The organism is Halomonas sp. IOP_6 (assembly GCF_021151565.1).
In the GTDB taxonomy this organism is placed as follows: domain Bacteria; phylum Pseudomonadota; class Gammaproteobacteria; order Pseudomonadales; family Halomonadaceae; genus Vreelandella; species Vreelandella alkaliphila.
Map to the genome: position 1 here is coordinate 453,415 of NZ_JAIRBO010000001.1, position 24,053 is coordinate 477,467.

Genomic DNA, 24,053 nt, shown 5'->3' on the forward strand with positions numbered 1-24,053 from the left:
GCGTCTACCGAGGGCTTGTCACTTCACTCTTCAAAATTCGCCAACCACTGCTCTGCCTGATCATCACCCAGATTCGCCGCCTTGATAAGCGCTTCCTCAGCCTGATCATCTTGCCCCCAGCGGTAAGCCAGCTGTCCATACTGCCGCCAGTCTTCCGCTTGCTGAGTATTCTCAGCAAGTGCTCTCCAAGCGCTTAACGCCTTATCAACATGCCTCGCCTGCTGCCACGCCCCCGCCAGCAGCCGCAACGTTTCTTCATCACGCGCCAACACACCTTCTTGAATAGCCACTTCCAAGTGTTCACCTGCCCTAGCTGGCGTACCCCCCGCTAAATGCAGACGAATTAACGTTAAGCGATCTTCGACCGTGGTGAACTTCCCCAGCTGCCACGCCATCTCCCACACGCCAGCAGCCACACCAGCCTGCCCTGCTTGCTGGGCAAGCCCTGCCGCCTGACGCCAAGCATCAGGCTTGCTCTGCGCATTCAAATCACCCACTAGCCAACCGAGAGCTTGCTCGTTTTGTCCCGCATTGCGTAACACCACCGTGGTTAGTGCCTGCTGCGTGTCAGTCAATCCGCCTTTTTGCAGTAGCGGGGACAACCATTCAGCGGCGTCTTCCCAGCGCTCCTCTTCCGCTAATAAGCGAACGAGTCGCCACGCAGATTCATCGTAGTGCGGATTGCCCTTGGACTGGGTTAGCCACTGCTCATATAGCGTGATAGCTTCAGTGCTCTGGTTACCTGCACGACGTAGCGACGCCTCATCACGCAGCCAGCGCAGAATTTGGCTGCTAGGCACGCTAGGGCGCTGCCGTGCGCTGGCTAACTCATCAGCTGCCGCAACGTGATCACCTTGACGCACCAACGCACTCGCGGCGAGCTGATGATAAAGCGCACTTGCCCACTGGTCCGCACGATTGCCGCCAGCGAGGCGCTCTGCCTGGGATCGCGCATGTCGCGTAATACGGTTGAGCACATCGCTATCAGCCTCGCCGCTGGGCTGCTCAGCTAATTGGCTTTGCAACCCATTAAGATCGCGAACAATGTCACCCGGCAGCGGTTCGTTCGCGTGCGCCATGACGCTTAGCGCGCTTAATACGGCGATTCCCACCCAACGCTGCATACTCTTTCCTCGACTGGCATTTTCAATGGACTGACTCAACGAACCATTCCAACGAGCTGTTCCAACGGACTAACTCAACGGGCTATCTCAACTGGAATTCAATACGCTGCGTGGCGCGACGAAGCTGCTGACCGGGTTCGAACTGCCAGCGCGCGATCGCTTCGCGGGCTGCGTCTTCAAACACTCGCCTCGGCTGTGCCCGCGTCACGCGAATCGTGCCGTTATCGACGCTACCATCTCGGCGAATAACAAACTCCACCTCAACAAAGCCTTCCATGCCCCGCCGCTGAGCACGCGGCGGATAAGAAGGATTCACGCGACTGGTCGGGGCAACTTGCCCGACACTGACAGGCTCATTCGATGGCGCCGGCTCTGCCACTGGCGCGGCCTCTCGCTGCGCTGTCGAAGGCGCAGGAGAAGGCGCTGCCGTTGCTGCTGACTGTGGCGCAGGGTCAGGTTGCGGCGCTGGTCGTGGAGACGGCTTCGGCGCGGGCTGCGGGGTGGGTTCGGGAGTAATCTCAGTCAGCTCTGGTAACTCACTCTCCAACTCAACCGGTTCCACTGGCTCGTCAGGAAGCTCTACCTCAGGTAGCGCAATCGCACTCTCAGCGATAGGTGCCGGCGCTGGCATAGGCATCGGCGGCGGTGTTACTGGCGCTGCCTCTGAAGGCGCCGGCGGCGGTGCCTCCTGCTCTGGCGCCATCTCTGGCGCTTCTATCATGGTCATCGACATGGTCATGATCGGCGTCTCAGGCGAGCGCTCCGGGGGCGTTACCAGTAGCGCTAACATCCAAAACAAACCAACGGCTAAGGCAATGCCGCCCAGTATTGAGAGGACATGACGAATCATGGTGCACTCCGGCTCGCTGCCACGGCGATCTGGTCAACACCCGCCTGCTTGAGGCGATCCATCACTTCAATCAACAAGCCAGTCGTGGATTCCCGATCAGCCTGGATAACAACAGAGCCATCATCACTCAACATGCCGGCGACCTGCTGGCCAATACGATGCACATCAACTGGTTTACCATCAACCCAAACAGCCCCCTCCGGCGTCACAGCAATCAGCACCTGTGCATCGGGGCGCGGGCTTGCTGCTGCCGCTTCGGGGCGTTCAATCTCAACACCGCTCTCTTTAATGAAGCTGGTCGTCACAATAAAGAAGATCAGCATGATAAAGACAACGTCCAGCATCGGCGTTAGGTTAACTTCATTACTATCAGCCGTGGTGTCTATGGAACGGCGTCTACGCATCATTCTCCTCCAAGGCACGGGCTAAGCGGTCGTGTAACCGCTGGTCTTCGCGACGAATCACGTGCTCTAAACGACTAATAAACAGCAACCCCACCACAGCAATTGCCATGCCGGTTAGCGTGGGCAGCGTGGCACGGGCAACACCGTCGGCCATGGCCCGCGCCTGATGAGTATCACTAAGAGAAAGGCTATCGAACACGGTAATCATACCGGTGACAGTACCCAGTAAGCCTAGCAGTGGGCATAACGCTACCAGCAGTTTGATCCATGGCAACGGGCGGCGTAGCTTAGCAACCAGCGCCTCTGTCCAGACATTGCGTAGCGTGCGTGCACTCCAGCTACGGTGATCACTGCGTGCCGCCCAGCGACGAATCAGTTGGCGACGGGCACGCCGCCAACTAAAGCGGTAATACCACCAGCGCTCAATTGCCATCCCAAACACCAACACGGCAACGAATGCCAGCACCACTAAAACGGCACCACCGGCATCAAGCAGCCGCTCAACGGGCTCAAGCCAAAGAGGTAACGTGGGCATATTAGGTCACCGCTTGCGCATTAGCCGTCGACTGCGCTTCAAGATGGTCAGCTAAGGTGGCACTTGCTTCACCTTCAATGGCCTGGGTAATCAAGCGACTGCGACTCGCTAAGGCCGTCTGAGCAAATAGTAGCGGCACTGCTGTCACAAGCCCCAGCACCGTTGTTACCAGCGCCTGGCTGATACCACCCGCCATTAGCTGCGGGTCGCCGGTACCGAACACGGTAATCGCCTGGAAGGTGACAATCATGCCGGTCACGGTACCCAGCAGACCCAGTAGCGGCGCAACGGCTGCCAACAGCTTAACAATCGGCTGGCCACGCTCGATACGCGGCAGTTCAGCCAACACTGACTCATCTAACCTCGCTTCCAGTGCTTCCGGTGTTTGGTGCTTATCCAACTCCTGGAAACGCTGAAGCACGCGACCCAGCGGGTTATTAGCATTCGGTTGATCCAGCGTCTTACGCTGACGTCGCACCCGCGCACTGACGACGACCAGGTAAAGATACTGCGCCAATGCCACTAATAGGCCAAAACCACCCAGCGCGACCACGACGTAACCGACATAACCACCCTGTTGGAATCGCTCCCAAAGACTTGGCTGCTGAGCGAGAGCTTGCAGCACGCTGCCTTGGGTAGGATCAATGGCAAATACACGGCTTTCACCTTGATGATAGGCCGCCAGCACATCGCTGATTTCAGCAGGAGTATGCGGCACTTCCGCCAAGCCACCATCATCTTGGCCTTTGCTGAGCAACGCTGTGTCAGTAAACGCTGCAAAATCACCCAAGCGCACAACGCTTCTCGATTCAATCTCGCCCCTGGCATCGGCCACCGGTAATTCAAGGCGCTCGGCACGCCCAGTGCTCAGCGTTAGCATCGCTAAACTGTCCACGACAGTTTCGATTTGTTGACGCTCCAGCACCTCGATCTCATTGAGACGCGGTGGTAATGCATCAGCATCCAGCGTTAACCAGCTGTCACCACCTAGCTCGTTACGTACCTCTTCGCTGTGCCGTGACAAATCCGCCAACAGCGAAGTGAGTGCTTCGCCCTGTTCTTCCTGGCGCGCAGCCAGCGCTTGAGCCTGTTGCGCTTGTTCCTGTTGCTGCGCGGCTAATGCGACTTGCTGTTCTTCTGCAGCTTGATGTTCAGCCCGCGCCTCTGCTAGCGCTTCATCCAGCGCCTCTTGATCTTCAAGGAACGACTGCAAGCGCGCTTGGTCACGCGCCTCAGCGGCTTCGCGAGCTTCACGTAACGAACCAACGCTGTCAGTTTGCGCCATTGCCATACTGCCGCCCAGAAGGCTTGCCAGTAATGCAAAACAGATGATGCTTCTGCGCGCGCCTCGCTGGCGTGTTAACAGACTCATTGCTGGCCCCCTGCGTGGTCGTTAGCAATAATGGAAAGCGGTAGACGCAGCAGCTCTGGCGTGCGCTGATCGTCAGCAATACGTAGACCGTTACGCACCTCGCGGCGGGCGCTTTCATCAAGCGCCTGCCACTCACCGCTCGCCTTATCCCACACGCCCCCTTCTCGACCATCAGGGGTTAGGTAATAAAAGCCGATTCGGCCAATGCGCAAATAGTCCACTTCACGCGGATTACCTTCTGCTAATTGCAAACGACCACGCCAGCTATCCACTTCACGGCCATACGCCAACTCGGCACGCCAAGCTTCCAGCAAATTGGCAATGCGCGCCGCACTTTCTGAAGGCTGCTGCTCAGTGGGTTGAACACGCGCCAAACGCTCGGCTTTCAGAAACGGCAGGTCAGACTCGATCCAACTGATTAGCTGCTCTGTCATATCCTGCTCAACAGCAGGCAGCGCGGCGCGCGTGTCGCTTAACGTATCGAGCGCCTGACCAAGGCGCTGCTGGCGCTCGGCTTCACTGGCCAGGCGGCCACTTAAAGCAGCATTGGATGCTTCCATCTGGCGGGTTTCCCGCTCTAGGCGGCGTAGCTCTTCAATCGCTGAACGCGTGGCGTCATCAGCCTCATCAATTTGCTGCTGAAGTGCGGACTGCGCTTGCTGGGCCTCGACACTCTGGGCCGCTTGATCGACTGTCTCATCACTTGCCATTAGCGTACCGCTGACCAGCACTCCGGCAAGCCAGCCTCCATGCAAGGCAAAGAAAGGCCTTTTCAGCACGTTACGTCTCCGTTACTGATTAGCACGTCGCCATTAACGGCGCGCTAGAAACTCATTAGGTATAATGAACGATTTGCGTTTCGTTTAAGCAGTGCATAGCCTAACACTAATAGAATAAATGACAATATTTATCATTAGCATTCAATAGTGCTTCGCTGCAGACCGTCACTCCAGCATAAAAAAGGGCGCCAAGTGGCGCCCTTCAGTAAAGACATAGGGTCTGTAAAAATACAGGTTCAGTAAAAACACAGGGGCAGTAAAATACAGGGAAAGCGCTTCTAAGCAGCAACCACAACATGCTGTTTGGTCAGCGGTGCCAACGGCAGCTTTAATGCCTCTTCGCGGGTTACCCAAACCGTTTCAGCAATCTCCGCCCCAGCATGGACAGGCTGATCAATCACCAGACTGAACAACTGCGCTTCAATCACGGTGTCTGGCTCATTGGCTGCTAAAGCACGCTGCATGCCCAAAGGAAGTAACTGATCACTTGCTATACGTAAGCCAACTTCTTCCTCTAACTCACGGCAGAGTGCCGCTATGGCTTCCTCTCCCTGCTCAATTTTACCGCCTGGTTGCATAAAAAATCGCGTGCCCTGCTTGCGTACTAGTAGCAAGCGCCCTGAAGAGTCGCTCACGACTGCCGCTGCTATTTTCAGCAAATTCTGCGCCTTATCAATATTGCCCGACACTGCTCCCTCCTTGCCTCATCAAGCTATCAACGACGTTGAAAAGCCGCCGATGGTAAGCTTAAAACGCCCAGTCGTCGTCTTCGGTGGCAACGGCCTTACCAATCACGTAGGAAGAACCAGAACCGGAGAAGAAGTCGTGGTTTTCATCCGCACTCGGAGAAAGCGCGGCCATAATGGTTGGATCGACGTCGGTGACGCTGCTGGGGAACAACGGTTCAAACCCGAGGTTCATCAGCGCTTTATTGGCGTTGTAGTGAAGGAATTTCTTCACGTCTTCCGTTAAACCCACCTCATCATAGAGCGATTCGGTGTAGCGCACTTCGTTGTCGTAAAGTTCTAGCAGCAGCTCATAAGCGTAGTCTTTCACTTCTTGCTGGCGCTCGGGCGTGGCTTCTGCCAGCGCTTGCTGGAACTTGTAGCCAATGTAGTAGCCGTGCACGGCTTCATCACGAATGATCAAACGAATCAGATCAGCCGTGTTGGTCAGCTTGGCGTGGCTCGACCAGTACATCGGCAGATAGAAACCCGAGTAGAACAGAAATGACTCAAGGAAGACGCTAGCCACTTTACGCATTAACGGATCGTCGGAGCGGTAACGCTCAAGAATCAACTCAGACTTCGCCTGCAGCGTCGGGTTTTCTTCACTCCAGCGAAACGCATCATCTACATCCCGCGTCGCGCACAGTGTTGAGAAAATCGAGCTGTATGAGCGCGCATGCACCGATTCCATAAAGGCAATATTGGTATAAACCGCCTCTTCATGGGGTGTGCGTGCATCCTCCATTAATACCGGCGCTCCCACGCTGCTCTGGATTGTATCGAGCAGCGTCAGGCCAGTGAACACGCGAATCGTCAGCTGTTTTTCCTGCTGTGTCAGGGTGTTCCACGATTGAATATCGTTGGAGAGCGGCACTTTTTCCGGCAGCCAGAAATTGCTGGTCAGGCGGTTCCACACTTCCAGGTCTTTATCATCCTGAAGGCGGTTCCAGTTGATCGCATCGACCCGCGATAAGCGTTGCATAGTGGTCATCAGAATTCTCTCACCAACATGATCTAATAAAAGCGATATACGATTACAGCGAGCAGGAGACGCAGCCTTCTACTTCCGTACCTTCAAGCGCGCTCTGGCGTAAACGGATGTAGTAAAGCGTCTTGATGCCCTTACGCCACGCGTAAATTTGCGCTTTGTTGATATCCCGCGTAGTGGCGGTATCAGGGAAGAACAGCGTCAACGACAGACCCTGATCAACGTGTTTAGACGCTTCAGCATAGGTATCGATAATTTTCTCAGGGCCAATTTCATAGGCATCCTGGAAATAATCGAAGTTCGCCTCGTTCAAGAATGGAGCCGGATAATAAACACGCCCCAGCTTGCCTTCTTTACGGATCTCAATTTTCGCTGCCACCGGGTGAATACTAGAGGTAGAGTGGTTGATATATGAGATAGAACCCGTTGGCGGCACCGCCTGCAGGTTACGGTTATACAGTCCGTGCGCCATTACCGATGCCTTTAGCGCCTGCCACTCTTCCTGGGTAGGTAATGCAATACCGCTACGCTCGAACAAGTGACGCACTTTCTCAGTTTTCGGCAGCCACGCTTGATCTGTGTACTTATCAAAGAAAGCGCCCGATGCGTAGGTGGAGTCTTCAAACCCTGCAAAGGCTTCGCTGTGTTCGATCGCCAACTGGTTAGACGCACGAATCGCATGAAATGCCACGCAGTAGAAGTAGAGATTGGTAAAGTCCAAGCCCTCTTCCGAACCATAATAAATGTGTTCACGCGCCAGGAAACCGTGCAGGTTCATTTGCCCGAGGCCAATGGCGCGAGACTTGGCGTTACCTTCAGCAATGGAAGGCACACTGCGCAGGTTGCTCATCTCAGAAACCGCGGTCAAACCACGAATGGCAATCTCAACGCTGGTGCCAATATCGCCTGAGTCCATCACTTTAGCGATGTTCATCGAACCAAGATTACAGGAGATGTCCTGACCGACCTGACGATAGCCAAGATCGTCATCGTATTCGGTGGGCGTATTCACCTGGAGAATTTCAGAGCAAAGGTTGCTCATATTGATACGACCGGCAATCGGATTCGCACGGTTAACCGTATCTTCAAACATGATGTACGGATAGCCCGATTCGAACTGTAGCTCGGCCAGGGTTTGGAAGAATGCACGTGCATTGATCTTGTGCTTACGAATACGCGCATCCGCGACCATTTCATGGTACTTCTCGGTCACGCTGATATCCCCAAACGGCACGCCATAAACCCGCTCAACATCGTAGGGCGAGAACAGGTACATATCGTCGTTGCGCTTGGCCAGCTCAAAGGTAATGTCCGGAATCGTTACGCCCAGCGACAGCGTTTTAATGCGGATTTTTTCATCGGCATTTTCACGCTTAGTGTCGAGAAAACTCAGAATATCCGGGTGGTGAGCATTTAAATAAACCGCACCTGCGCCCTGGCGCGCACCTAACTGATTAGCGTAGGAGAAGGCATCTTCCAGCAGTTTCATAATCGGGATAATACCCGAGGACTGGTTCTCGATACGCTTAATGGGTGCGCCGGACTCGCGGATATTAGTCAACAAGAAGGCAACACCGCCGCCGCGCTTAGAGAGCTGCAACGCGGAGTTAATCGAGCGACCAATCGACTCCATGTTGTCTTCAATACGCAGCAGGAAGCAGGAAACCAGCTCACCGCGCTGCTGTTTACCGCAGTTCAGGAAAGTCGGCGTAGCAGGCTGAAAACGGCCGCTAATAACTTCATCAACCAGTGACTTGGCCAATGCCTCATCGCCACGCGCCAGCGTCAACGCCACCATGCAGACACGGTCTTCATAGCGCTCAAGGTAACGCTTACCGTCGAACGTTTTCAGCGTGTAGCTGGTGTAATACTTGAAAGCGCCCAAGAAGCTCGGGAAACGGAATTTATAGGCGTATGCCTGCTCAAACAGCGCCTTAATAAAGGCAAAGCTGTACTGGGCCAGCATTTCTGCCTCGTAATACTGCTCTTCCACTAGGTAATCGAGCTTCTCTTCCAACGAGTGGAAGAACACGGTGTTTTGATTAACGTGCTGCAGGAAATACTGGCGGGCGGCTTCGCGATCTTTATCGAGCTGCAATTCACCGTTGGCACCGTATAGATTCAACATCGCGTTCAGCGCATGGTAATCCAGGGTACGCGCCTCGGATGCCCCCGCAGTAGGCCGTTTTGTTTCTGCCGAGTTTTTTGTAGCAACGTTGTTAGAAGCTACGTTGTTAGAGACTGAGCTTGACGTTTCCAAAACTCTTCTACTCCTTTGCGGACCTTGGCGACATCGTCGTCAGTGCCAAACAGTTCAAATCGATAAAGCAGCGGCACTTGGCACTTTTGGGCAATGATTCGCCCTGCCAACCCATATGCTTCACCAAAATTCGTATTACCAGCGGCAATAACACCCCGTAAGAGATGTCGATTGTGCTCATCGTTTAAAAATCGGATCACCTGCCCCGGCACTGCCCCTTCGGCATAGCCGCCACCATAGGTAGGTGTCACTAATATGTAGGGCTGTTCTATGCGTGGTGTCGGTTCTTCACGGTTTAGTGGCAGCCGCTGAGCGCTTAAGCCAAGCTTTTGTATAAAACGGTGGGTATTGCCTGACTTAGTGGAAAAATAAACTAAAGAACGATTACGCCCAGCTTCCACATCAGCGTTTTGCATAGCGACGTTTTACGCTAGTGCTTGAATGCGGTCAGGACGAAAACCAGACCAATGATCCTCACCCGCAACCACGACGGGTAACTGACGATAACCCAGCGCTTCCACTTCCTCCTGGGCACCGCTTTCAGCAGTAATATCGATAACGGTATATTCTAGGCCCTGCTTATCCAGCGCACGGTAGGTAGCAGTGCATTGAACACAAGCAGGCTTGCTATAAATTTGGATATCCATGGCTATTTTTTCCTTTTCATAGCGGTGTTTTTCGGGTAGAGCATATCTTGTGCTCGCCCTCTCTGGAAGACACAACGCATACTATATATAGACCATGAGAAAATCAATTCAAGCATATATGGTATTTTTTCATCCACAGGTTATTGACAGCTCGTACCCAACATCATACCCAGCAGCCTCTCAATAGCCGTCTAAAACACCCCTCCCCTAACCACCCCAGGAACGCTCTCAATAGCTCTCATTAGGGCCATCACAAGAGCGGCTTCAGAAATAGCTAAACCTTCTCCCAAAAACAAAAAAACCGCTTCTCAATGGAAGCGGTTTTTTTCCAAGGCGCCAACTAGCTTGGCGCCTTTCTCACAGCGCGTGAGTTTAGGCGATAGCCGCCTGATAACGACGCTCAACATCTTCCCAATTGACTACGTTAAAAAAGGCTTCTACGTAATCAGGGCGCTTGTTTTGGAACTTCAGGTAGTATGCGTGCTCCCAAACATCCAGACCCAATACCGGCGTGTTGCCATGCATTAGCGGGCTGTCTTGGTTCAGGGTATTTTCAACGACCAGCTTTTTCTCAGGTGTAACGGAAAGCCATGCCCAGCCGCTACCAAAGCGACCCAACGCTGCTTTCTTGAACGCTTCCTTGAACGCATCAAGACCGCCTAGTTCAGCTTCAATAGCTTTTGCTACATCACCCTGAGGCTGGCCACCGCCATTAGGTGACATCATTTGCCAGAACATAGAGTGGTTGGCATGGCCGCCGCCGTGGTTAATAACGGCTTGACGCTTCTCTTCAGGTACACGATCAAGATTGGCAACCAGCTCTTCTACCGGCACGTCTTCAAGGCCCGTGCCTTCAAGCGCAGCATTCAGACTAGTGACGTAAGTGTTGTGGTGACGAGAGTGGTGAATCTCCATCGTCATCGCATCGATATGCGGCTCAAGCGCGTCATAAGCGTACGGTAATTCTGGAAGTGTATGTGCCATGCTAACTTCTCCTTAAGTGGCTTTTGTTACGTTCACATAACTAAGTGTGGTCTTACCCCACCTTTTTCAACCATCACGGCTATAATTAATCACCGTGAGTAGCGATTATTGATAACCGATACATCTTATACCCCAGTACCTTAGTCAACTATTGGCAGTTTATCGAATTCATCGCCAATAAAAAAGCCGACTTCTGATGAAGTCGGCTTTTAGCCAGTTTAGATTCAGTGGCTTATAGCTTGCTTTCAAGCTCCGGCAGGACCTCGAAGAGATCACCCACCAAGCCGTAATCGGCGACTTGGAAAATGGGCGCTTCTTCGTCTTTGTTGATCGCAACAATGACTTTAGAGTCTTTCATGCCCGCCAAGTGCTGAATAGCACCAGAAATACCCACAGCAATATACAGCTCAGGGGCCACAATCTTACCGGTTTGGCCAACCTGCATATCATTGGGCACAAACCCAGCGTCTACGGCCGCTCGAGATGCACCAATGGCAGCACCCAGCTTGTCAGCAATGCCGTCAAGCAGCTTAAAGTTTTCGCCGTTGCCCATACCACGACCACCAGACACCACTACTTTGGCACCGCCAAGTTCCGGACGGTCGGATTGCGCCAGCTCTTGCTTAACAAAGCTAGACTGACCATTTTCGACCACTACTTCTACCGCTTCTACAGAGGCGCTACCCGTGCTCTCGACCGCATCAAACGCAGTGGTACGCACGGTCATCACTTTCAGTGCGTCGTCGCTTTTTACTGTGGCGATGGCGTTGCCCGCATAGATGGGACGCAGGAAAGTGTCAGCACTTTCAACGCCAATCACGTCGGACAGCTGGCTAACATCTTTTAAGGCAGCCAAACGCGGCAGTACGTTTTTGCCGGTGGTAGAGGCGCTAGCCAACACGTGGGTATAGTCGCCAGCCAATTCAACCAATAGCGCGCCCATTGGCTCGGCAAGCTGATGGGCGTAAACAGCGTTATCGGCAACGCGAACTTTATTGACGCCTTCAAGTTTTGCAGCAGCATCAGCCGCCGCTTGAACGCCTTCACCAGCTACCAAGACGTCAATGTCACCACCAATCGCCTTGGCAGCAGCAACTACGTGAGCGGTTGCGCCCGCTAACTGACCTTCATGAAGGTCGGCAAGTACCAGAATGCTCATGAGATCAGCTCCTATTAAAGCACTTTGGCTTCGTTTTTCAGTTTGTCGATCAATTCATCTACCGAGGCGACTTTAACACCACCTTTGCGCTCTGCCGGTGACTCCACTTTGAGCAGGCTAACCTTGGAGGCCACTTCAACCCCGTAATCAGCGGGCGTTTTGGTATCCAGCGGCTTCTTCTTAGCCTTCATGATGTCGGGCAGCTTCGCGTAACGCGGCTCATTCAAACGCAAATCGGTGGTAACGATAGCGGGCAGCGAAAGCGCTACGGTTTGCAGACCACCATCGATTTCGCGAGTGACGTTGACCTTGTCACCGTCAACAGCAACCTCAGAGGCAAAAGTACCTTGGGGTAGATTGGTCAACGCGGCCAGCATTTGCCCCGTTTGATTGTTGTCGGTATCGATGGCTTGCTTACCGAGAATCACTAAACCAGGCTGCTCTTCGTCAACAACCTTAGAAAGCAACTTGGCTACCGCAAGCGACTCAACGCGCTCGTCGGTTTCAATATGAATAGCACGGTCTGCCCCAAGCGCTAGCGCGGTGCGCAACTGCTCTTGAGCCGCCTTGGGACCAACGGTAACAGCCACGACTTCTGTCGCAACACCCTTCTCTTTGAGGCGCACCGCTTCTTCTACGGCAATTTCGCAGAAGGGGTTCATCGCCATTTTGACGTTGGTAAGATCAACGTCAGAGTTGTCCGCTTTCACACGGATTTTGACGTTATAGTCGATGACGCGTTTAACCGCGACGAGTACTTTCATAGATCCCTCGCTTGGCTTGTGATGGAAGCCGTTAGCTTGTCTCAGCACCGTACCAACTGATGCTTCTAAAATAGGGGCGACGTGTATTTAAAACGACACCTTAAAAAAATTCATGCAAGCGTTTGATAGGTCTGTAAATGAAAAACCCTATCAATTTGCCACAACCTAGTGACTAGCGACAACACCGATTAACTACGGCCTTGGTCGTAGCAGCGATGTAAACTCCATGGATAAATGGTGCTTTTGCCATCGTAGGGGTGACCTTACAGGGGTATTATGCCTATCATGGAGCATAACCAGAAGCAAACGACCGTTTAAAATTAAGGCCATCTTTTTATAAGCTAGTTCTCATAACGCTCATTTGACGTTTGTACAGGCTAGTTTTTGTAAATAATGGCTCTTATGAGAATAAGGAGAAGCCGGGTGGAAAATGTTGAACGCGATGTCATGGACTTCGATGTAGTCATTGTCGGGGCTGGCCCCTCTGGCCTAGCTTCCGCTTGCCGCCTAATGCAACAGGCAAATCAAGCGGAACAAGAGTTGACGGTTTGTGTAGTAGAAAAAGGCTCCGAAGTCGGCGCCCATATTCTTTCCGGTGCTGTCTTTGAGCCCCGCGCACTGGCAGAACTATTTCCTGATTGGGAAGAGCGCGGCGCACCGCTTAACACACCTGCCGTTCGTGACGATGTTTATCTATTAAAAGATGCTCAAAAAGCGCAAAAAATCCCTAATGCGCTAGTGCCAAAAAGCATGCATAACACTGGCGGCGAGCTTACCCGCTATGTGATTAGCGCAGGCAACCTATGCCGCTGGTTGGCAGAGCAAGCCGAGTCCCTTGGGGTGGAAATATTCCCTGGTTTTGCTGCCCAGGACGTAATTATCGAAGATAGTGCAGTACGCGGCATCCTCATTGGTGACATGGGTGTTAGCGCAGATGGCACTCCCAAAGATGGCCATATGCCAGGCATGGAACTGCGCGCGAAATACACGCTATTTGCCGAAGGTGCCCGCGGCCACTTGGGTAAACGGTTAATCAAAGAGTTCTCACTAGATGCTGGTCGTGACCCACAACACTATGGGATTGGCTTGAAAGAACTGTGGGATGTTCCCGCCGACAAACATGAACCTGGGCTTGTGCTTCACGGCTCGGGCTGGCCGCTTGAGAAAGACACTCACGGCGGCTGGTTCCTTTACCACGCAGAAAACCAGCAGGTCGTCGTTGGCCTCATTATGGATCTTGGTTATAAGAACCCTTGGCTGTCACCTTTTGATGAATTCCAGCGCATGAAGCATCACCCAGTGCTTAGCCAATATTTAGAAGGCGGCAAACGGGTTGCTTATGGTGCGCGCGCCATTACGAAAGGCGGTTTTAATTGCCTACCGAAAATGACTTTCCCGGGTGGTCTATTGATTGGCTGCGATGCGGGCACGCTGAACTTTGCCAAAATCAAAGGCCTGCACACGGCGATGAAATCTGGCATGGTCGCTGCAGAAAGCGTCTTTGAAGCCATTAAGGGGGGCGATGAAGGTGCTCAGGAACTAAGTAGCTTCACTGAGAAATGGCAAGCCAGCTGGGCCTATGAAGAGCTGAAAGAGAGCGCAAGCTTTGGCCCTGCTATCCATAAATATGGCACGGTAGGCGGCGGTGCTTACAACTTCGCCAATCAACTGCTGGGCAATAAGCTACCCAATGTTCATGACACCACCACCGACCACGGCGCGCTGAAGCCTGCTGCTGAGTTCGAAAAAATCACTTATCCGAAGCCCGATGGCAAATTGTCGTTTGATAAATCGACTTCCGTCTTTTTGTCCAACACCAACCACGAAGAAGACCAGCCCTGTCATCTGCGCCTAGCAGACCCAGAACTGCCGATTCGCGACAACCTGCCAACCTATGCAGAACCGGCCCAACGCTACTGCCCTGCGGGAGTTTATGAAGTAGTGGAAGATGATCAAGGCAAGCCACGCTTCCAGATCAACTTCCAGAACTGCGTGCACTGCAAAACCTGCGACATTAAAGACCCTGCCCAAAATATCACCTGGGTAGCACCAGAAGGCGGCGGCGGGCCTAACTACCCCAATATGTAATTCGCACTACTAGAGGGTCATACGGCGCGGCCAGTTACGCTGGCTGCGCCGGTGGCTCTAAGCACTCAATCGGCGCACGTCGAGCAATAAGACGACGCCGACCCGCCTGTGCAAAGCGCACATCGATAACAGGATCGGAGGGGTTACCTTCCACCGAGGCTACCTCCCCTTCCCCAAACACGGCATGTATCAAGCGTTGCCCAGGGTAAAAGTGTGCATCAGCCCGATAACCTGCCGCTGCCTCATTGACTTGCGGCGCTGCCAGCTCAATATCCGTTCGCCCTAACCGCTCAAGATAGCGCTTCACCAAACTTGGCGATGTTACCTGCACAGCCGTGGCGGGCGCCTCTTGACGCGACAAACATGACGCCACCCGCAAACTATCCTGCCAAGCGCTCTCTGCAATAAAGCGACTAGGCCGATGAACACCACCATCGTGCAACACCAGCAGCTGCTCTTGAGCCCGCGTAATCGCTACGTAAAACAGCCGTCGCTCTTCTTCTAGCCTCTCGTCATTGAGCGGATTGTCGCGACTGTAGTGCGGAAAGTCCTCTTCGTTCACTCCAGCAACGGCGACCAACGGCCACTCCAGACCTTTCGCTCCGTGAACCGTGCTAATCAGAACACCGCCAGCTTGGTTCTCTACTGGACGTTCGAGCAGTTCGATAAACGCATCTGGATCTTTCACGCTATCGGCTTGCTCGATAAGCACATCCAATAGACGAACGTCCTCTTCGCCCTTATCGCGTCTTGCCGCTGCTCGCTTTAAGGTTTTTTCCGCTTCGATCGTTTCCACCACATGACTCAGCAGCCTTGCAGGCGGCCAACCACTTAATTTGGGCAGCTCACATAGCAGCGCCCAGCGTTTTTTGAGCGTGCGGCGCTGCAGCGGCTTTAGAGAGGTTAGTACCGGCTCGTGGCGTTCAGGCCAGCGCTGGGTGCTGGCCAGCTGATAAGCGAGCTGCTGAAGCCGCTCACGGGCAACAAAAGGCGTTGGCTGAGAGAGCAAAAGCAAGAGTTGCTCTGGGTCGTGCAGCAGCTCTGGCTGGCGAGACAGTTTCAAATAGCCAGCCAATGCCTGCACGAGAGGGAGTCGGAAAACGAAACGGTCTTCTCGTTGAAGACGAAATGGAATACCCGCCTGCAGTAACGCCAACTGAAAAGGCACCGACAGTGCCCAACTACGCACCAGCAGACTAACATCGCTCAACGCGCGCCCCTGCGCTTGCCAATCAACTAAGGCATCGAGCAGCAGTCGGCTGCCCTGGCCGACAGATATATGGGTCTCAGGATTATTAGCATCCGCTAAACAGAGCTGGTCTGGTCGGCGCTGATTAGCCATGATGGCATGGTTAGCGGTCAGCGCCAGCGCGTGGCCATGACGAAACGTGATAGAGAGCGGGTAGTCTGTGGCGCTGCCAAACGTGGCGGTAAAGTTCTCCAGCATGGTGTCAGGGCGTGCGCCCCGCCATTCGTAGATGCACTGATTCGCATCACCTACCGCCATCACATTGGCGCTGGAGCCCGCCAATACCGCCAGCAACCGCTGCTGGGCCGTATTAATATCCTGATATTCATCAATGATCACATGATCAAGAAAACCTTCCACACGACTGCGCAAGGTCTGTTCAGCTTCTAACACTTGCAGGGGTCGATAGAGCAAGTCAGCGTAGGTCATGACGCCTTCAACGTGCAACAACCGTTCAGCTTCATCAAATGCTCTGGGAAAGTAGTCAGTATCCGGCTCGTAATTAAGACGCTTGTAAAGTACATCAGCCGATAGCATTTCCGCTTTTACCAGCCCACAGAAGTGAGCAAGCGCTTCTAATCGGTCACCTTCGATAGCCGCATCGCGACGCTCAACGGCATCGTGAAGCACATTCAGGCTCGCCTGACGTAACAGGCGCTCTAGCTGCCAATCAGCAGACAGCAGGCGTCTCGGCGCAAGCGCCCCCCAGCGACACAGACTCTGCGTCAACCGATGACCAAGGGAGTGAAAGGTACGCACATCTGGCAATGGCTGCCCTTGAGGCGCCATGCTGATCAGGCGACGTTGAAAATCGTCTCGAGCTGAGCGGTTAAACATCAGCACCAGCATACGCTTCGGCGACACACCAGACGCCAATAGGTGGAGCACCCTTGCCGCCATGGTAGTGGTCTTACCCGCCCCCGCGACAGCCGCTACGCGGGCATGCCCCTCGCGATGATGGACAACGGCTTGCTGTTCAGCGGTTAACTTCACGTCACCTCGCCTGGCATCGCATCATTGGCATTAAACTGACCTAAGACATACCAAGATCCTGCGCTGTAGAGTCGGCATTGGCATTCGCCGTCGTCTGCTTCGCTCAGCGTGGCCTGCTCGACCAATCGATAATACACATTGCGATGCAAGCGAGCCGCTAGCCCAAAGCGCACGGCACACTCAGGAGCAAGGACACCCTCAGGCGTTTTGGAGAGACGAAGCGGGTGCTCTGCATCCACACGAACAACGTCATCGAACTGGGTCGTCAGCCACCAGGCATCATCGTGAAAATCTGCTTCTACCGCCACGAACGGGCAGTCAACCACGGTGACACGCCAACGTTCAACAGGCGTTACCAGGCAATAGCCATCGGCATCGCGTCGTAATAGGCTCGCTAACAACCGTGGTATGGCAAGGCGCTCAAACGGCTTTCCTTCATGCAGCCACGTGCCATCAGCCTGAATAACGATATCAATATCGCCACTAAGTGCTGGCTGCCACTGATCAACGGGGGGAATCGTCGCCGAACCGTTAAATTGCTGCATAAGCCGATCAATATTCATCGCTTACCTCCCAGGCTGTGCTTACAGCCACTTATACCACTAAACCGGACTGCGCCAACGCTTCCTTTACGTTACCAGGTGCATCGGGTACGGCAGCGCGGAACAGATGATAAAAATTGGCGGTGGTTTGCATCGCCACTTCATCAACGCTGATCCCTCGTTCTTTAGCGATACACTCTGCCACCTCAACCACCCAAGCAGGTTCGTTGGGTTTTCCACGATAAGGAACAGGCGCCAAATAAGGGCTATCGGTTTCAATCAGCAGCCGATCAAGCGGCAGTTTTCTGGCCAGCTCTCTAAGCGACGCAGCATTACGGAAGGTAATAATACCCGATAGCGAGATATAGAACCCAAGCCGCACAGCTTCACGCGCCATGTCTAAATCTTCAGTAAAGCAGTGTAATACGCCGCCTACCTCCGGATTAGTGTGCTCACGTAGCAACGCTAACGTGTCTTCTTTCGCTTCACGGGTATGAATAATTACCGGCAGCTCTAGCTCATTGGCCGCAATTAAATGGCGCTTAAACCGCTCGCTCTGAACCTCTACAGGCACGCTGTCCTGATAGTGGTAATCCAGCCCTGTTTCACCGATGGCGACGGCACCGTACTGTTCAGCAGCATCAACAATATCGCTAACGCTTGGCTCTTTCGGAGCCTGATGAAGTGGATGCAGTCCCGCCGAAATAACCACGTCGTGGTGCTCACGAGCGATTGCCGCCAACCCCGGCATCTCCTCAAGCGTCACCGCAACAGCCAAGAACTGGTTCACATTAGCAGCACGAGCAGCCGCCAGCGTTGCGGCAATATCGCCGTCGTGGGTTAGCTCAGATAAACGGTCTAAATGGCAGTGGGAATCAACAAACATGCAGCTCTCTTAAATTCTCGTAAACAGGTGAAGGGCAGGCTTTGTTCAGTGTTATTGCGGTGCTAACTCGCGGCTATCAAAGCGTAAAGGACGGAGGTGCTTTATCTAATTGGCCAGCCAACAACGTTTCAATGCGATCACGTACTGAGTAGTCCTGCTGGCTGAAATGTACCCCAATACCTGGCATTCGCTGTCCACTCACGCCCTCAGGAGAAACCCAAACAACATGGCCGGAGATAGAAAGACGTTCACTCTCTCCTGGCAGGGTCAGCAATAGATAGACCTGCTGCCCAAGTCGATAAAGCGCTTTAGTCGGGACAAAAATACCGCCTCTATCTAGAAAAGGCATATACGCGGAAAGTAACGTCGGTATATCCGGCATTGTCAAAGAAAGTGCTTTTTGAACCGTCATAACAGCCTCCTTGGCAACAACCCTATTTAGCAACAGCCCTAGGAGCGTAACAGCGCCGACCAGCGTACCAGCCACGCTTCAAGCACTAGCTGAGGGTTCGGGTTAGCGCCGACTGCGAATAAACGGCGCTGCTCTCGAGCATAATCCAGTAATCGGAACCAATCCTGCACCCGTCCATTTTTCATCGCTTGACGGTATAACGGCTCTAAATCAGGGTTATGCAGCACCGTAGTTTCGCCAGACAAGCCCAGCCGGATCAGGTCTTCAAGCCAAGCAATACCGTACCACAAGATGGCATCAATGGCCTGACGATCAAGCCTGGCAGCTTCTGAAACAGGCTCAGCACCACGCACTAACTGCTCGAAACTGTCATGAATTTGATGGCGAAGTGCGCGCTCCTCTGGCGTTGCTAATTCCACTGCCAGCAGCGGCAAACCACCCGACACTCGCCACCAAAAATGTGCTTCGTCGCTGCCAAGTTTTTCAGTCAACCAGCCTTGGCAATCCTCAAAGGGGACACTGGCTAATGGCCACTGCTGACAGCGGGAACGAATCGTGGGTAGCGTGCGCGAAGGCACGTCTGACAGCAGAATAAATAGCGTTTTATCGCCGGGCTCTTCAAGGCTTTTGAGCAGTGCGTTTGCCGCTGCAATATTCATTGCTTCCGCAGGAGAGATCACGATCACACGATACCCCCCCTGCTGCGCGGTTTGCGAAACAAAGCGGTTTACATCACGTATGGGGTCAATGCGAATCTGACGCTTACCCTCTTCGGGAGAAATGCGCATCAAGTCGGGGTGGTAGCCCGAAGCCAGCATGGCACAGCTATGACAGTGGCCGCAGGCTAGCTCGCCAGGCTGGGCGCATAACGTTCGAGCAATCAACGCTTCCGCCAACTGCTGCTTGCCAACTCCGTGAGCACCGCTGATTAACAGTGCATGCGGCAGTCGTCCTTCATTGGTGAGACGAATCAACTGCTGCCACGTAGACTGATGCCAAGGCAGCACTCCCGCTATTGCCATATAGCCACTCGCTCTTCTAGCGCTTGAGCTAGAGACGCCTGGACTTGATCAAGCGCTTGCCCCGCATCAACAATGGCAAAACGCTGGGGGGCGGCAGCGGCACGCTCTAAGTAAGCCCGCCGCACTGCTTCGAAAAAGGTTACTTGCTCTTGTTCAAAGCGATCACGCTGCGTTTGCTGGTCTCTTAAACGCCCTTCAAGACGCTCTTTCGCAGCCTCAGGTGACATATCGAGTAACAGGGTTAGATCTGGGGAGAGACCTTTTTGCACGAACTGTTCCAGTTGCGCAATCCGATCTATCGCAATACCGCGGCCACCACCTTGGTAAGCAAAGGTAGCGTCGGTAAAACGATCACAGATCACCCAAGCACCGCGTTCAAGGGCTGGCACTATTTTTTGCGCTAGATGCTGGGCTCGCGCGGCAAACATTAATAGCAATTCGGCATCGCTGTGCAAGGGCTCATCGAAAGAGGGATCAAGCAGCAATCCTCGAATCGCTTCAGCGCGTGGCGTCCCCCCGGGCTCACGGGTTCGCACAACCTCTATCCCGCGCTCTTGTAGCCATGTCTCTACAAACGCCACGTTAGTAGATTTTCCGACTCCCTCACCACCTTCAAGGGTGATGAAGCGTCCGCGCTTGCTCATTGAAGCCCCTTACTCAGTAAATTCGAAAAAAACACATCGCAGTTAAACAATGACTCAACCTAATTAGCGATTACGAATATAGCGATTAACCGCATTATTGTGCTCACGTAACGTACGTGAAAAATGGTGGGTACCATCACCGCGCGAGACGAAGTAAAGCGTTTCTCCAGGTAGCGGACTCACAGCCGCCTCAAGGGAGGCACGCCCGGGTAAGGCAATCGGCGTTGGTGGCATACCGTCAATCACATAAGTGTTATAGGGAGTCGCCTCACGTAAATCCGCACGCGTAATCCTCCCTTCATAGCGCTCGCCCATGCCATAAATGACGGTGGGATCTGTCTGCAAGCGCATCCCCTTCTCCATACGACGTTTAAAGACGCCTGCAATCTCCCGACGCTCTTCCGGCGCGCCTGTTTCACGCTCAATGAGCGATGCCATAATGAGCGCTTCGTAAGGTGTGTCGATGGTCAGGTCATCATCACGCCCGTCCCAGACTTCTGCTAGAATCTGCTCCATGCGGGAAAGCGCCTGACGTAGAATATCAACGTCACTCATACCCAGGTGGTAGCGGTAGGTATCAGGGAAAAACCAGCCTTCAGGAAAAGTCCCCTCTCGATCCAGCAACGACATAATTTCGTCGTCACTTAACTCTGCCGTCCGATTCTCAAGTTTTGGCGCACTGTCCAACAGCTCGCGCATCTGGCGGAACGTCCAGCCTTCGGGAATCGTTAAAGGATAAGTGACAACGTTATTGCTCCCCAATAGAGCAATCAGTTCAAGACCGCTCATGCCTGGGGTTAGCTGATACTCCCCCACCCGTAAGCGTGGTACACGCTCAGGTTCAACACGCGCCAATAATTGAAATGCCCAAGCATCTTCAATAAAACCCTGGCTTTCCAGCTCTCGAACGACCTGATTGAACCCAGCACCCGCAGGAACCTGGTAAAGCGCGGGCTCCTCAAGTGTGACAGGTGCCGATAAGCGCTGCTGCCAGTAAGCATAGCCGCCCACAACGGCTGCGAATCCAACCACGACCACGACACCTACGGCAGCTAAAAACCGTTTCACCATGACACCTCAATAATGTTGATAAAATTCTGCCTAACGGGATGTCGGCGAATAGCCAAGTAAGTCATGGCCTATTGCTTGCAGCCTATCTTGGCCTGTCAGCGACCAGGACTGCAGAACTTCACCTGTTTCACTTAACAGCTTATTCACTGGCCACACACCTTGTACCGAGTTAGCTACCCAAAGACGCTCAACTTCATGGATAGCGTTCAGCGCAATAGGGGCTTCCTGTACCACGCCATGATCCAATAATGCCGCTCGCAGCGTACCCGCCACGCCGCACTGCGATAATGGCGGTGTGAAGAGCACTCCTGCTTGCTGCCAAAAGACATTCATACTGGTGGCTTCCACCAGCCAGCCATCAGCATCTCCAAGCAACCCCTCCGCGATGTCGGGATCACTCCACTCCTGGCGCGCGAGTACATTTTCCAATCGATTAAGGTGTTTAATGCCTGCTAAAAGCGGCTGATGCCCCAAACGCAACTGACAAATCCGTACGTTAACTCCCTCATGCCAACGGTCAGCATTTACCACAAAAGGCGTTCTACGGCTAAGCAAGCGAGGTTGAGAGCTATCCGGCGTTGCATACCCTCTCCCACCGCTTCCTCGGGTTAGGATTAGTTTGAGTATTTCAAGCTCGGCGCGAGACGGAGATTGCCAGGTGGCGACCAGCTGCTCCATGGAGGGCAACGGAATATTCAAACGCTGACAGCCCAGCAGTAAGCGTGCGTAATGATAATCCCATAACACAGGGACACCAGCGCGCAGCAGCACTGTTTCAAATACTCCGTCACCATACGCAAGCCCTCGGTCGTCAAACGGCACCTGGGGCATTGGCATTGCGTGTTATACCTTTTTAAACAGCAGTGAACCGTTGGTACCACCAAACCCAAACGAGTTTGAGAGCGCTATTTCAATGGGCATCTTCCGCGCGGTGTGCGGTACGTAATCAAGATTACAGCCTTCCTGTGGGTTATCCAGGTTAATGGTCGGCGGCGCAATCTGGTCTCGAATAGCCAGAATACTAAACACCGCTTCAACCGCTCCTGCAGCACCTAACAGGTGGCCAATCATTGATTTGGTAGAGCTCACGGCAACCTGCTGAGCTGCGCTACCAAGCACTTTTTCAATCGCCCGGCTTTCTGCTAAGTCACCCGCTGCGGTAGACGTGCCATGCGCGTTAATATAATGCACATCCGCTGGATCAATACGCGCATCTTTAATGGCATTGCTCATGGAAAGTGCAGCACCACGCCCATCTTCCGGCGGCGCCGTCATATGATAGGCATCATCACTCATACCAAAGCCTGCAAGCTCTGCGTAGATGTTGGCACCACGCGCTTTAGCGTGCTCGTACTCTTCCAAAACAAGCACACCCGCACCGTCTGACAGCACAAAGCCGTCACGATCAGTATCCCACGGGCGACTCGCCGCCTGAGGGTCTTCATTGCGAGTAGAGAGCGCTCGCGCGGCCGAAAACCCGCCCAACCCTAATGGGGTAGTGGCCATTTCCGCACCGCCACAGATCATTACATCGGCATCGCCGTATGCAATCGTGCGAGCACTGTAGCCAATATTATGGGTACCCGTTGTACACGCTGTGGTAATCGCGATATTCGGGCCTTTGAAGCCGTGCTGAATCGCCATGTTGCCAGAAATCATATTAATGATTGAACCTGGCACAAAAAACGGCGAGACGCGGCGTGCGCCACCCTTATTCAGCGCATTATGGTTATGTTCAATCATCGGCAAACCACCAATGCCTGAACCAATAGCCACCCCAATGCGCTCAGCATTCTCTTCGGTACATTCAAGCCCCGAGTCCTGAACGGCCTGGGCTCCTGCCGCCATGCCGTACTGGATAAACAAATCCATCTTGCGTGCGTCTTTAGGGTTCAGATAGGGGCTAATATCGAAATTTTTAACCGATCCTCCAAAACGCGTGTTGAAGCCACTTGTATCAAAGTGCTCAATCGGCGCTATGCCACTTTTGCCGGCGACAATATTTGCCCACGACTCATTAACACTGTTACCCACTGGGGTCACCAGGCCTAACCCAGTTACCACTACCCTTCTTCGCGCCATTAGCTTTCCTCCAGGCATCCATGGTGACACGACCCATCTGGGTCATTTGCTGCAGAAATTCGGTGACTAGTATAACGGAGATTGAACGTTATATTCATTGTGACAACAAAGCAAAAAAGCCGCCCCTACTCAGGACGGCTTTTCATACGGGTGGGTAAGCACCCCACCCTGGTTCACTGCTTCGACTCAACCCTTACTGATGGGCGTTTACGTAGTCGATAGCTTCTTGAACCGTGGTGATTTTTTCAGCTTCTTCGTCAGGAATTTCAGTATCAAATTCCTCTTCAAGCGCCATCACCAGTTCAACGGTGTCAAGAGAATCAGCACCCAGGTCTTCAGTAAAAGAAGAGCTATTCTGGATATCTTCTTCTTTAACGTTCAGGCGCTCTGCCACAACTTTCTTAACGCGCTCTTCAATAGTACTCATCAACGTACTCCAGTCGTTCACATTAGCCGTTTTTGATAACCAG

25 protein-coding genes are annotated in these 24,053 nt (G+C 53.3%); 1 reads left to right on the forward strand and 24 read right to left on the reverse strand.

The window, feature by feature from the left end; translation table 11 throughout:
- Positions 1-23 precede the first annotated feature (23 nt).
- The 14 genes from K7H08_RS02125 to K7H08_RS02190 all read right to left on the reverse strand — a co-directional run bounded on the left by K7H08_RS02125 (position 24) and on the right by K7H08_RS02190 (position 12,594).
- The gene (locus K7H08_RS02125; RefSeq protein ID WP_331460280.1) at positions 24-1,163 is read right to left on the reverse strand and encodes a hypothetical protein; all 1,140 of its coding nucleotides are present in this window, start codon (positions 1,161-1,163) and stop codon (positions 24-26) included.
- 43 nt (positions 1,164-1,206) lie between these two features.
- Positions 1,207-1,974: a TonB family protein gene (locus tag K7H08_RS02130; protein WP_231657093.1), complete on the reverse strand. Its 768-nt coding sequence runs from the start codon at positions 1,972-1,974 to the stop codon at positions 1,207-1,209.
- Positions 1,971-2,378: an ExbD/TolR family protein gene (locus tag K7H08_RS02135; RefSeq protein WP_038485222.1), complete on the reverse strand. Its 408-nt coding sequence runs from the start codon at positions 2,376-2,378 to the stop codon at positions 1,971-1,973. The genes K7H08_RS02130 and K7H08_RS02135 overlap by 4 nt, the downstream gene beginning before the upstream one ends.
- Positions 2,371-2,913, reverse strand: a complete 543-nt coding sequence (locus K7H08_RS02140) for a MotA/TolQ/ExbB proton channel family protein (protein WP_089037770.1) — start codon at positions 2,911-2,913, stop codon at positions 2,371-2,373. Before K7H08_RS02140 ends, K7H08_RS02135 begins: the two co-directional genes overlap by 8 nt.
- Position 2,914: 1 nt before the next feature.
- Entirely contained in the window at positions 2,915-4,285 is a 1,371-nt protein-coding gene (locus K7H08_RS02145; RefSeq protein WP_231657094.1) for a MotA/TolQ/ExbB proton channel family protein, read from the reverse strand.
- Entirely contained in the window at positions 4,282-5,064 is a 783-nt protein-coding gene (locus tag K7H08_RS02150; protein ID WP_231657095.1) for a DUF3450 domain-containing protein, read from the reverse strand. Before K7H08_RS02150 ends, K7H08_RS02145 begins: the two co-directional genes overlap by 4 nt.
- 278 nt (positions 5,065-5,342) lie before the next feature.
- Positions 5,343-5,753 (reverse strand): NUDIX hydrolase, encoded by a 411-nt coding sequence (locus K7H08_RS02155; RefSeq protein ID WP_051626496.1) that lies wholly within the window; start codon positions 5,751-5,753, stop codon positions 5,343-5,345.
- A gap of 58 nt (positions 5,754-5,811) precedes the next feature.
- Positions 5,812-6,783, reverse strand: a complete 972-nt coding sequence (gene nrdF, locus K7H08_RS02160) for a class 1b ribonucleoside-diphosphate reductase subunit beta (RefSeq protein ID WP_038485235.1) — start codon at positions 6,781-6,783, stop codon at positions 5,812-5,814.
- A gap of 43 nt (positions 6,784-6,826) precedes the next feature.
- The gene (gene nrdE, locus K7H08_RS02165) at positions 6,827-9,040 is read right to left on the reverse strand and encodes a class 1b ribonucleoside-diphosphate reductase subunit alpha (RefSeq protein WP_269438755.1); all 2,214 of its coding nucleotides are present in this window, start codon (positions 9,038-9,040) and stop codon (positions 6,827-6,829) included.
- Positions 9,007-9,456, reverse strand: a complete 450-nt coding sequence (gene nrdI, locus K7H08_RS02170; RefSeq protein ID WP_051626497.1) for a class Ib ribonucleoside-diphosphate reductase assembly flavoprotein NrdI — start codon at positions 9,454-9,456, stop codon at positions 9,007-9,009. Before nrdI ends, nrdE begins: the two co-directional genes overlap by 34 nt.
- 9 nt (positions 9,457-9,465) lie before the next feature.
- Positions 9,466-9,687, reverse strand: coding sequence for a glutaredoxin-like protein NrdH (gene nrdH / locus K7H08_RS02175; RefSeq protein WP_009722061.1), 222 nt, complete (start codon positions 9,685-9,687; stop codon positions 9,466-9,468).
- 372 nt (positions 9,688-10,059) lie between these two features.
- On the reverse strand, positions 10,060-10,671 hold the full coding sequence (locus tag K7H08_RS02180; RefSeq protein WP_198349106.1) for a superoxide dismutase: 612 nt from the start codon (positions 10,669-10,671) through the stop codon (positions 10,060-10,062).
- A gap of 232 nt (positions 10,672-10,903) precedes the next feature.
- Positions 10,904-11,830 (reverse strand): electron transfer flavoprotein subunit alpha/FixB family protein, encoded by a 927-nt coding sequence (locus tag K7H08_RS02185; protein ID WP_095603128.1) that lies wholly within the window; start codon positions 11,828-11,830, stop codon positions 10,904-10,906.
- 14 nt (positions 11,831-11,844) lie between these two features.
- Positions 11,845-12,594 carry an electron transfer flavoprotein subunit beta/FixA family protein gene (locus K7H08_RS02190; RefSeq protein ID WP_231657096.1) on the reverse strand — a complete coding sequence of 250 codons (750 nt, stop codon included), beginning with the start codon at positions 12,592-12,594 and terminating at the stop codon, positions 11,845-11,847.
- Between the two features lie 423 nt (positions 12,595-13,017).
- On the opposite strand from K7H08_RS02190, the gene K7H08_RS02195 reads away from it, so the two are divergent.
- Positions 13,018-14,682: an electron transfer flavoprotein-ubiquinone oxidoreductase gene (locus K7H08_RS02195; RefSeq protein WP_231657097.1), complete on the forward strand. Its 1,665-nt coding sequence runs from the start codon at positions 13,018-13,020 to the stop codon at positions 14,680-14,682.
- A 34-nt stretch (positions 14,683-14,716) separates the two neighbouring features.
- Here the strand turns inward: K7H08_RS02195 and K7H08_RS02200 are convergent, their stop codons facing one another.
- From K7H08_RS02200 to acpP, 10 genes are all read right to left on the reverse strand, one after another.
- Complete coding sequence (locus K7H08_RS02200) at positions 14,717-16,924, reverse strand: ATP-dependent helicase (protein WP_231657098.1); 2,208 nt, start codon at positions 16,922-16,924, stop codon at positions 14,717-14,719.
- Positions 16,921-17,487 carry a DUF1285 domain-containing protein gene (locus tag K7H08_RS02205; protein WP_198349109.1) on the reverse strand — a complete coding sequence of 189 codons (567 nt, stop codon included), beginning with the start codon at positions 17,485-17,487 and terminating at the stop codon, positions 16,921-16,923. The genes K7H08_RS02200 and K7H08_RS02205 overlap by 4 nt, the downstream gene beginning before the upstream one ends.
- A 31-nt stretch (positions 17,488-17,518) precedes the next feature.
- The gene (locus tag K7H08_RS02210) at positions 17,519-18,352 is read right to left on the reverse strand and encodes a TatD family hydrolase (protein ID WP_231657099.1); all 834 of its coding nucleotides are present in this window, start codon (positions 18,350-18,352) and stop codon (positions 17,519-17,521) included.
- 76 nt (positions 18,353-18,428) lie between these two features.
- On the reverse strand, positions 18,429-18,764 hold the full coding sequence (locus K7H08_RS02215; RefSeq protein ID WP_095603132.1) for a PilZ domain-containing protein: 336 nt from the start codon (positions 18,762-18,764) through the stop codon (positions 18,429-18,431).
- 38 nt (positions 18,765-18,802) lie between these two features.
- The gene (locus K7H08_RS02220; RefSeq protein WP_198349110.1) at positions 18,803-19,786 is read right to left on the reverse strand and encodes a DNA polymerase III subunit delta'; all 984 of its coding nucleotides are present in this window, start codon (positions 19,784-19,786) and stop codon (positions 18,803-18,805) included.
- Positions 19,777-20,430 (reverse strand): dTMP kinase, encoded by a 654-nt coding sequence (gene tmk, locus K7H08_RS02225; RefSeq protein ID WP_198349111.1) that lies wholly within the window; start codon positions 20,428-20,430, stop codon positions 19,777-19,779. Before tmk ends, K7H08_RS02220 begins: the two co-directional genes overlap by 10 nt.
- A gap of 63 nt (positions 20,431-20,493) precedes the next feature.
- Positions 20,494-21,501 carry an endolytic transglycosylase MltG gene (mltG, locus tag K7H08_RS02230; RefSeq protein ID WP_038485269.1) on the reverse strand — a complete coding sequence of 336 codons (1,008 nt, stop codon included), beginning with the start codon at positions 21,499-21,501 and terminating at the stop codon, positions 20,494-20,496.
- Between the two features lie 30 nt (positions 21,502-21,531).
- Positions 21,532-22,338, reverse strand: a complete 807-nt coding sequence (gene pabC, locus K7H08_RS02235; protein ID WP_038485272.1) for an aminodeoxychorismate lyase — start codon at positions 22,336-22,338, stop codon at positions 21,532-21,534.
- A 6-nt stretch (positions 22,339-22,344) separates the two neighbouring features.
- Positions 22,345-23,583, reverse strand: a complete 1,239-nt coding sequence (gene fabF, locus K7H08_RS02240) for a beta-ketoacyl-ACP synthase II (RefSeq protein ID WP_038485274.1) — start codon at positions 23,581-23,583, stop codon at positions 22,345-22,347.
- A gap of 193 nt (positions 23,584-23,776) precedes the next feature.
- Positions 23,777-24,010, reverse strand: a complete 234-nt coding sequence (gene acpP, locus K7H08_RS02245) for an acyl carrier protein (protein ID WP_008956801.1) — start codon at positions 24,008-24,010, stop codon at positions 23,777-23,779.
- Positions 24,011-24,053 lie beyond the last annotated feature (43 nt).

Bases quoted from the DNA above. Each gene is read 5' to 3' on its own strand.
- K7H08_RS02130 (WP_231657093.1), bottom strand. From the start codon at position 1,974: ATGATTCGTCATGTCCTCTCAATACTGGGCGGCATTGCCTTAGCCGTT.
- K7H08_RS02135 (WP_038485222.1), bottom strand. From the start codon at position 2,378: ATGCGTAGACGCCGTTCCATAGACACCACGGCTGATAGTAATGAAGTT.
- K7H08_RS02140 (WP_089037770.1), bottom strand. From the start codon at position 2,913: ATGCCCACGTTACCTCTTTGGCTTGAGCCCGTTGAGCGGCTGCTTGAT.
- K7H08_RS02145 (WP_231657094.1), bottom strand. From the start codon at position 4,285: ATGAGTCTGTTAACACGCCAGCGAGGCGCGCGCAGAAGCATCATCTGT.
- nrdF (WP_038485235.1), bottom strand. From the start codon at position 6,783: ATGACCACTATGCAACGCTTATCGCGGGTCGATGCGATCAACTGGAAC.
- nrdI (WP_051626497.1), bottom strand. From the start codon at position 9,456: ATGCAAAACGCTGATGTGGAAGCTGGGCGTAATCGTTCTTTAGTTTAT.
- nrdH (WP_009722061.1), bottom strand. From the start codon at position 9,687: ATGGATATCCAAATTTATAGCAAGCCTGCTTGTGTTCAATGCACTGCT.
- K7H08_RS02180 (WP_198349106.1), bottom strand. From the start codon at position 10,671: ATGGCACATACACTTCCAGAATTACCGTACGCTTATGACGCGCTTGAG.
- K7H08_RS02185 (WP_095603128.1), bottom strand. From the start codon at position 11,830: ATGAGCATTCTGGTACTTGCCGACCTTCATGAAGGTCAGTTAGCGGGC.
- K7H08_RS02190 (WP_231657096.1), bottom strand. From the start codon at position 12,594: ATGAAAGTACTCGTCGCGGTTAAACGCGTCATCGACTATAACGTCAAA.
- K7H08_RS02205 (WP_198349109.1), bottom strand. From the start codon at position 17,487: ATGAATATTGATCGGCTTATGCAGCAATTTAACGGTTCGGCGACGATT.
- K7H08_RS02210 (WP_231657099.1), bottom strand. From the start codon at position 18,352: ATGTTTGTTGATTCCCACTGCCATTTAGACCGTTTATCTGAGCTAACC.
- K7H08_RS02215 (WP_095603132.1), bottom strand. From the start codon at position 18,764: ATGACGGTTCAAAAAGCACTTTCTTTGACAATGCCGGATATACCGACG.
- K7H08_RS02220 (WP_198349110.1), bottom strand. From the start codon at position 19,786: ATGGCAATAGCGGGAGTGCTGCCTTGGCATCAGTCTACGTGGCAGCAG.
- tmk (WP_198349111.1), bottom strand. From the start codon at position 20,430: ATGAGCAAGCGCGGACGCTTCATCACCCTTGAAGGTGGTGAGGGAGTC.
- mltG (WP_038485269.1), bottom strand. From the start codon at position 21,501: ATGGTGAAACGGTTTTTAGCTGCCGTAGGTGTCGTGGTCGTGGTTGGA.
- pabC (WP_038485272.1), bottom strand. From the start codon at position 22,338: ATGCCAATGCCCCAGGTGCCGTTTGACGACCGAGGGCTTGCGTATGGT.
- fabF (WP_038485274.1), bottom strand. From the start codon at position 23,583: ATGGCGCGAAGAAGGGTAGTGGTAACTGGGTTAGGCCTGGTGACCCCA.
- acpP (WP_008956801.1), bottom strand. From the start codon at position 24,010: ATGAGTACTATTGAAGAGCGCGTTAAGAAAGTTGTGGCAGAGCGCCTG.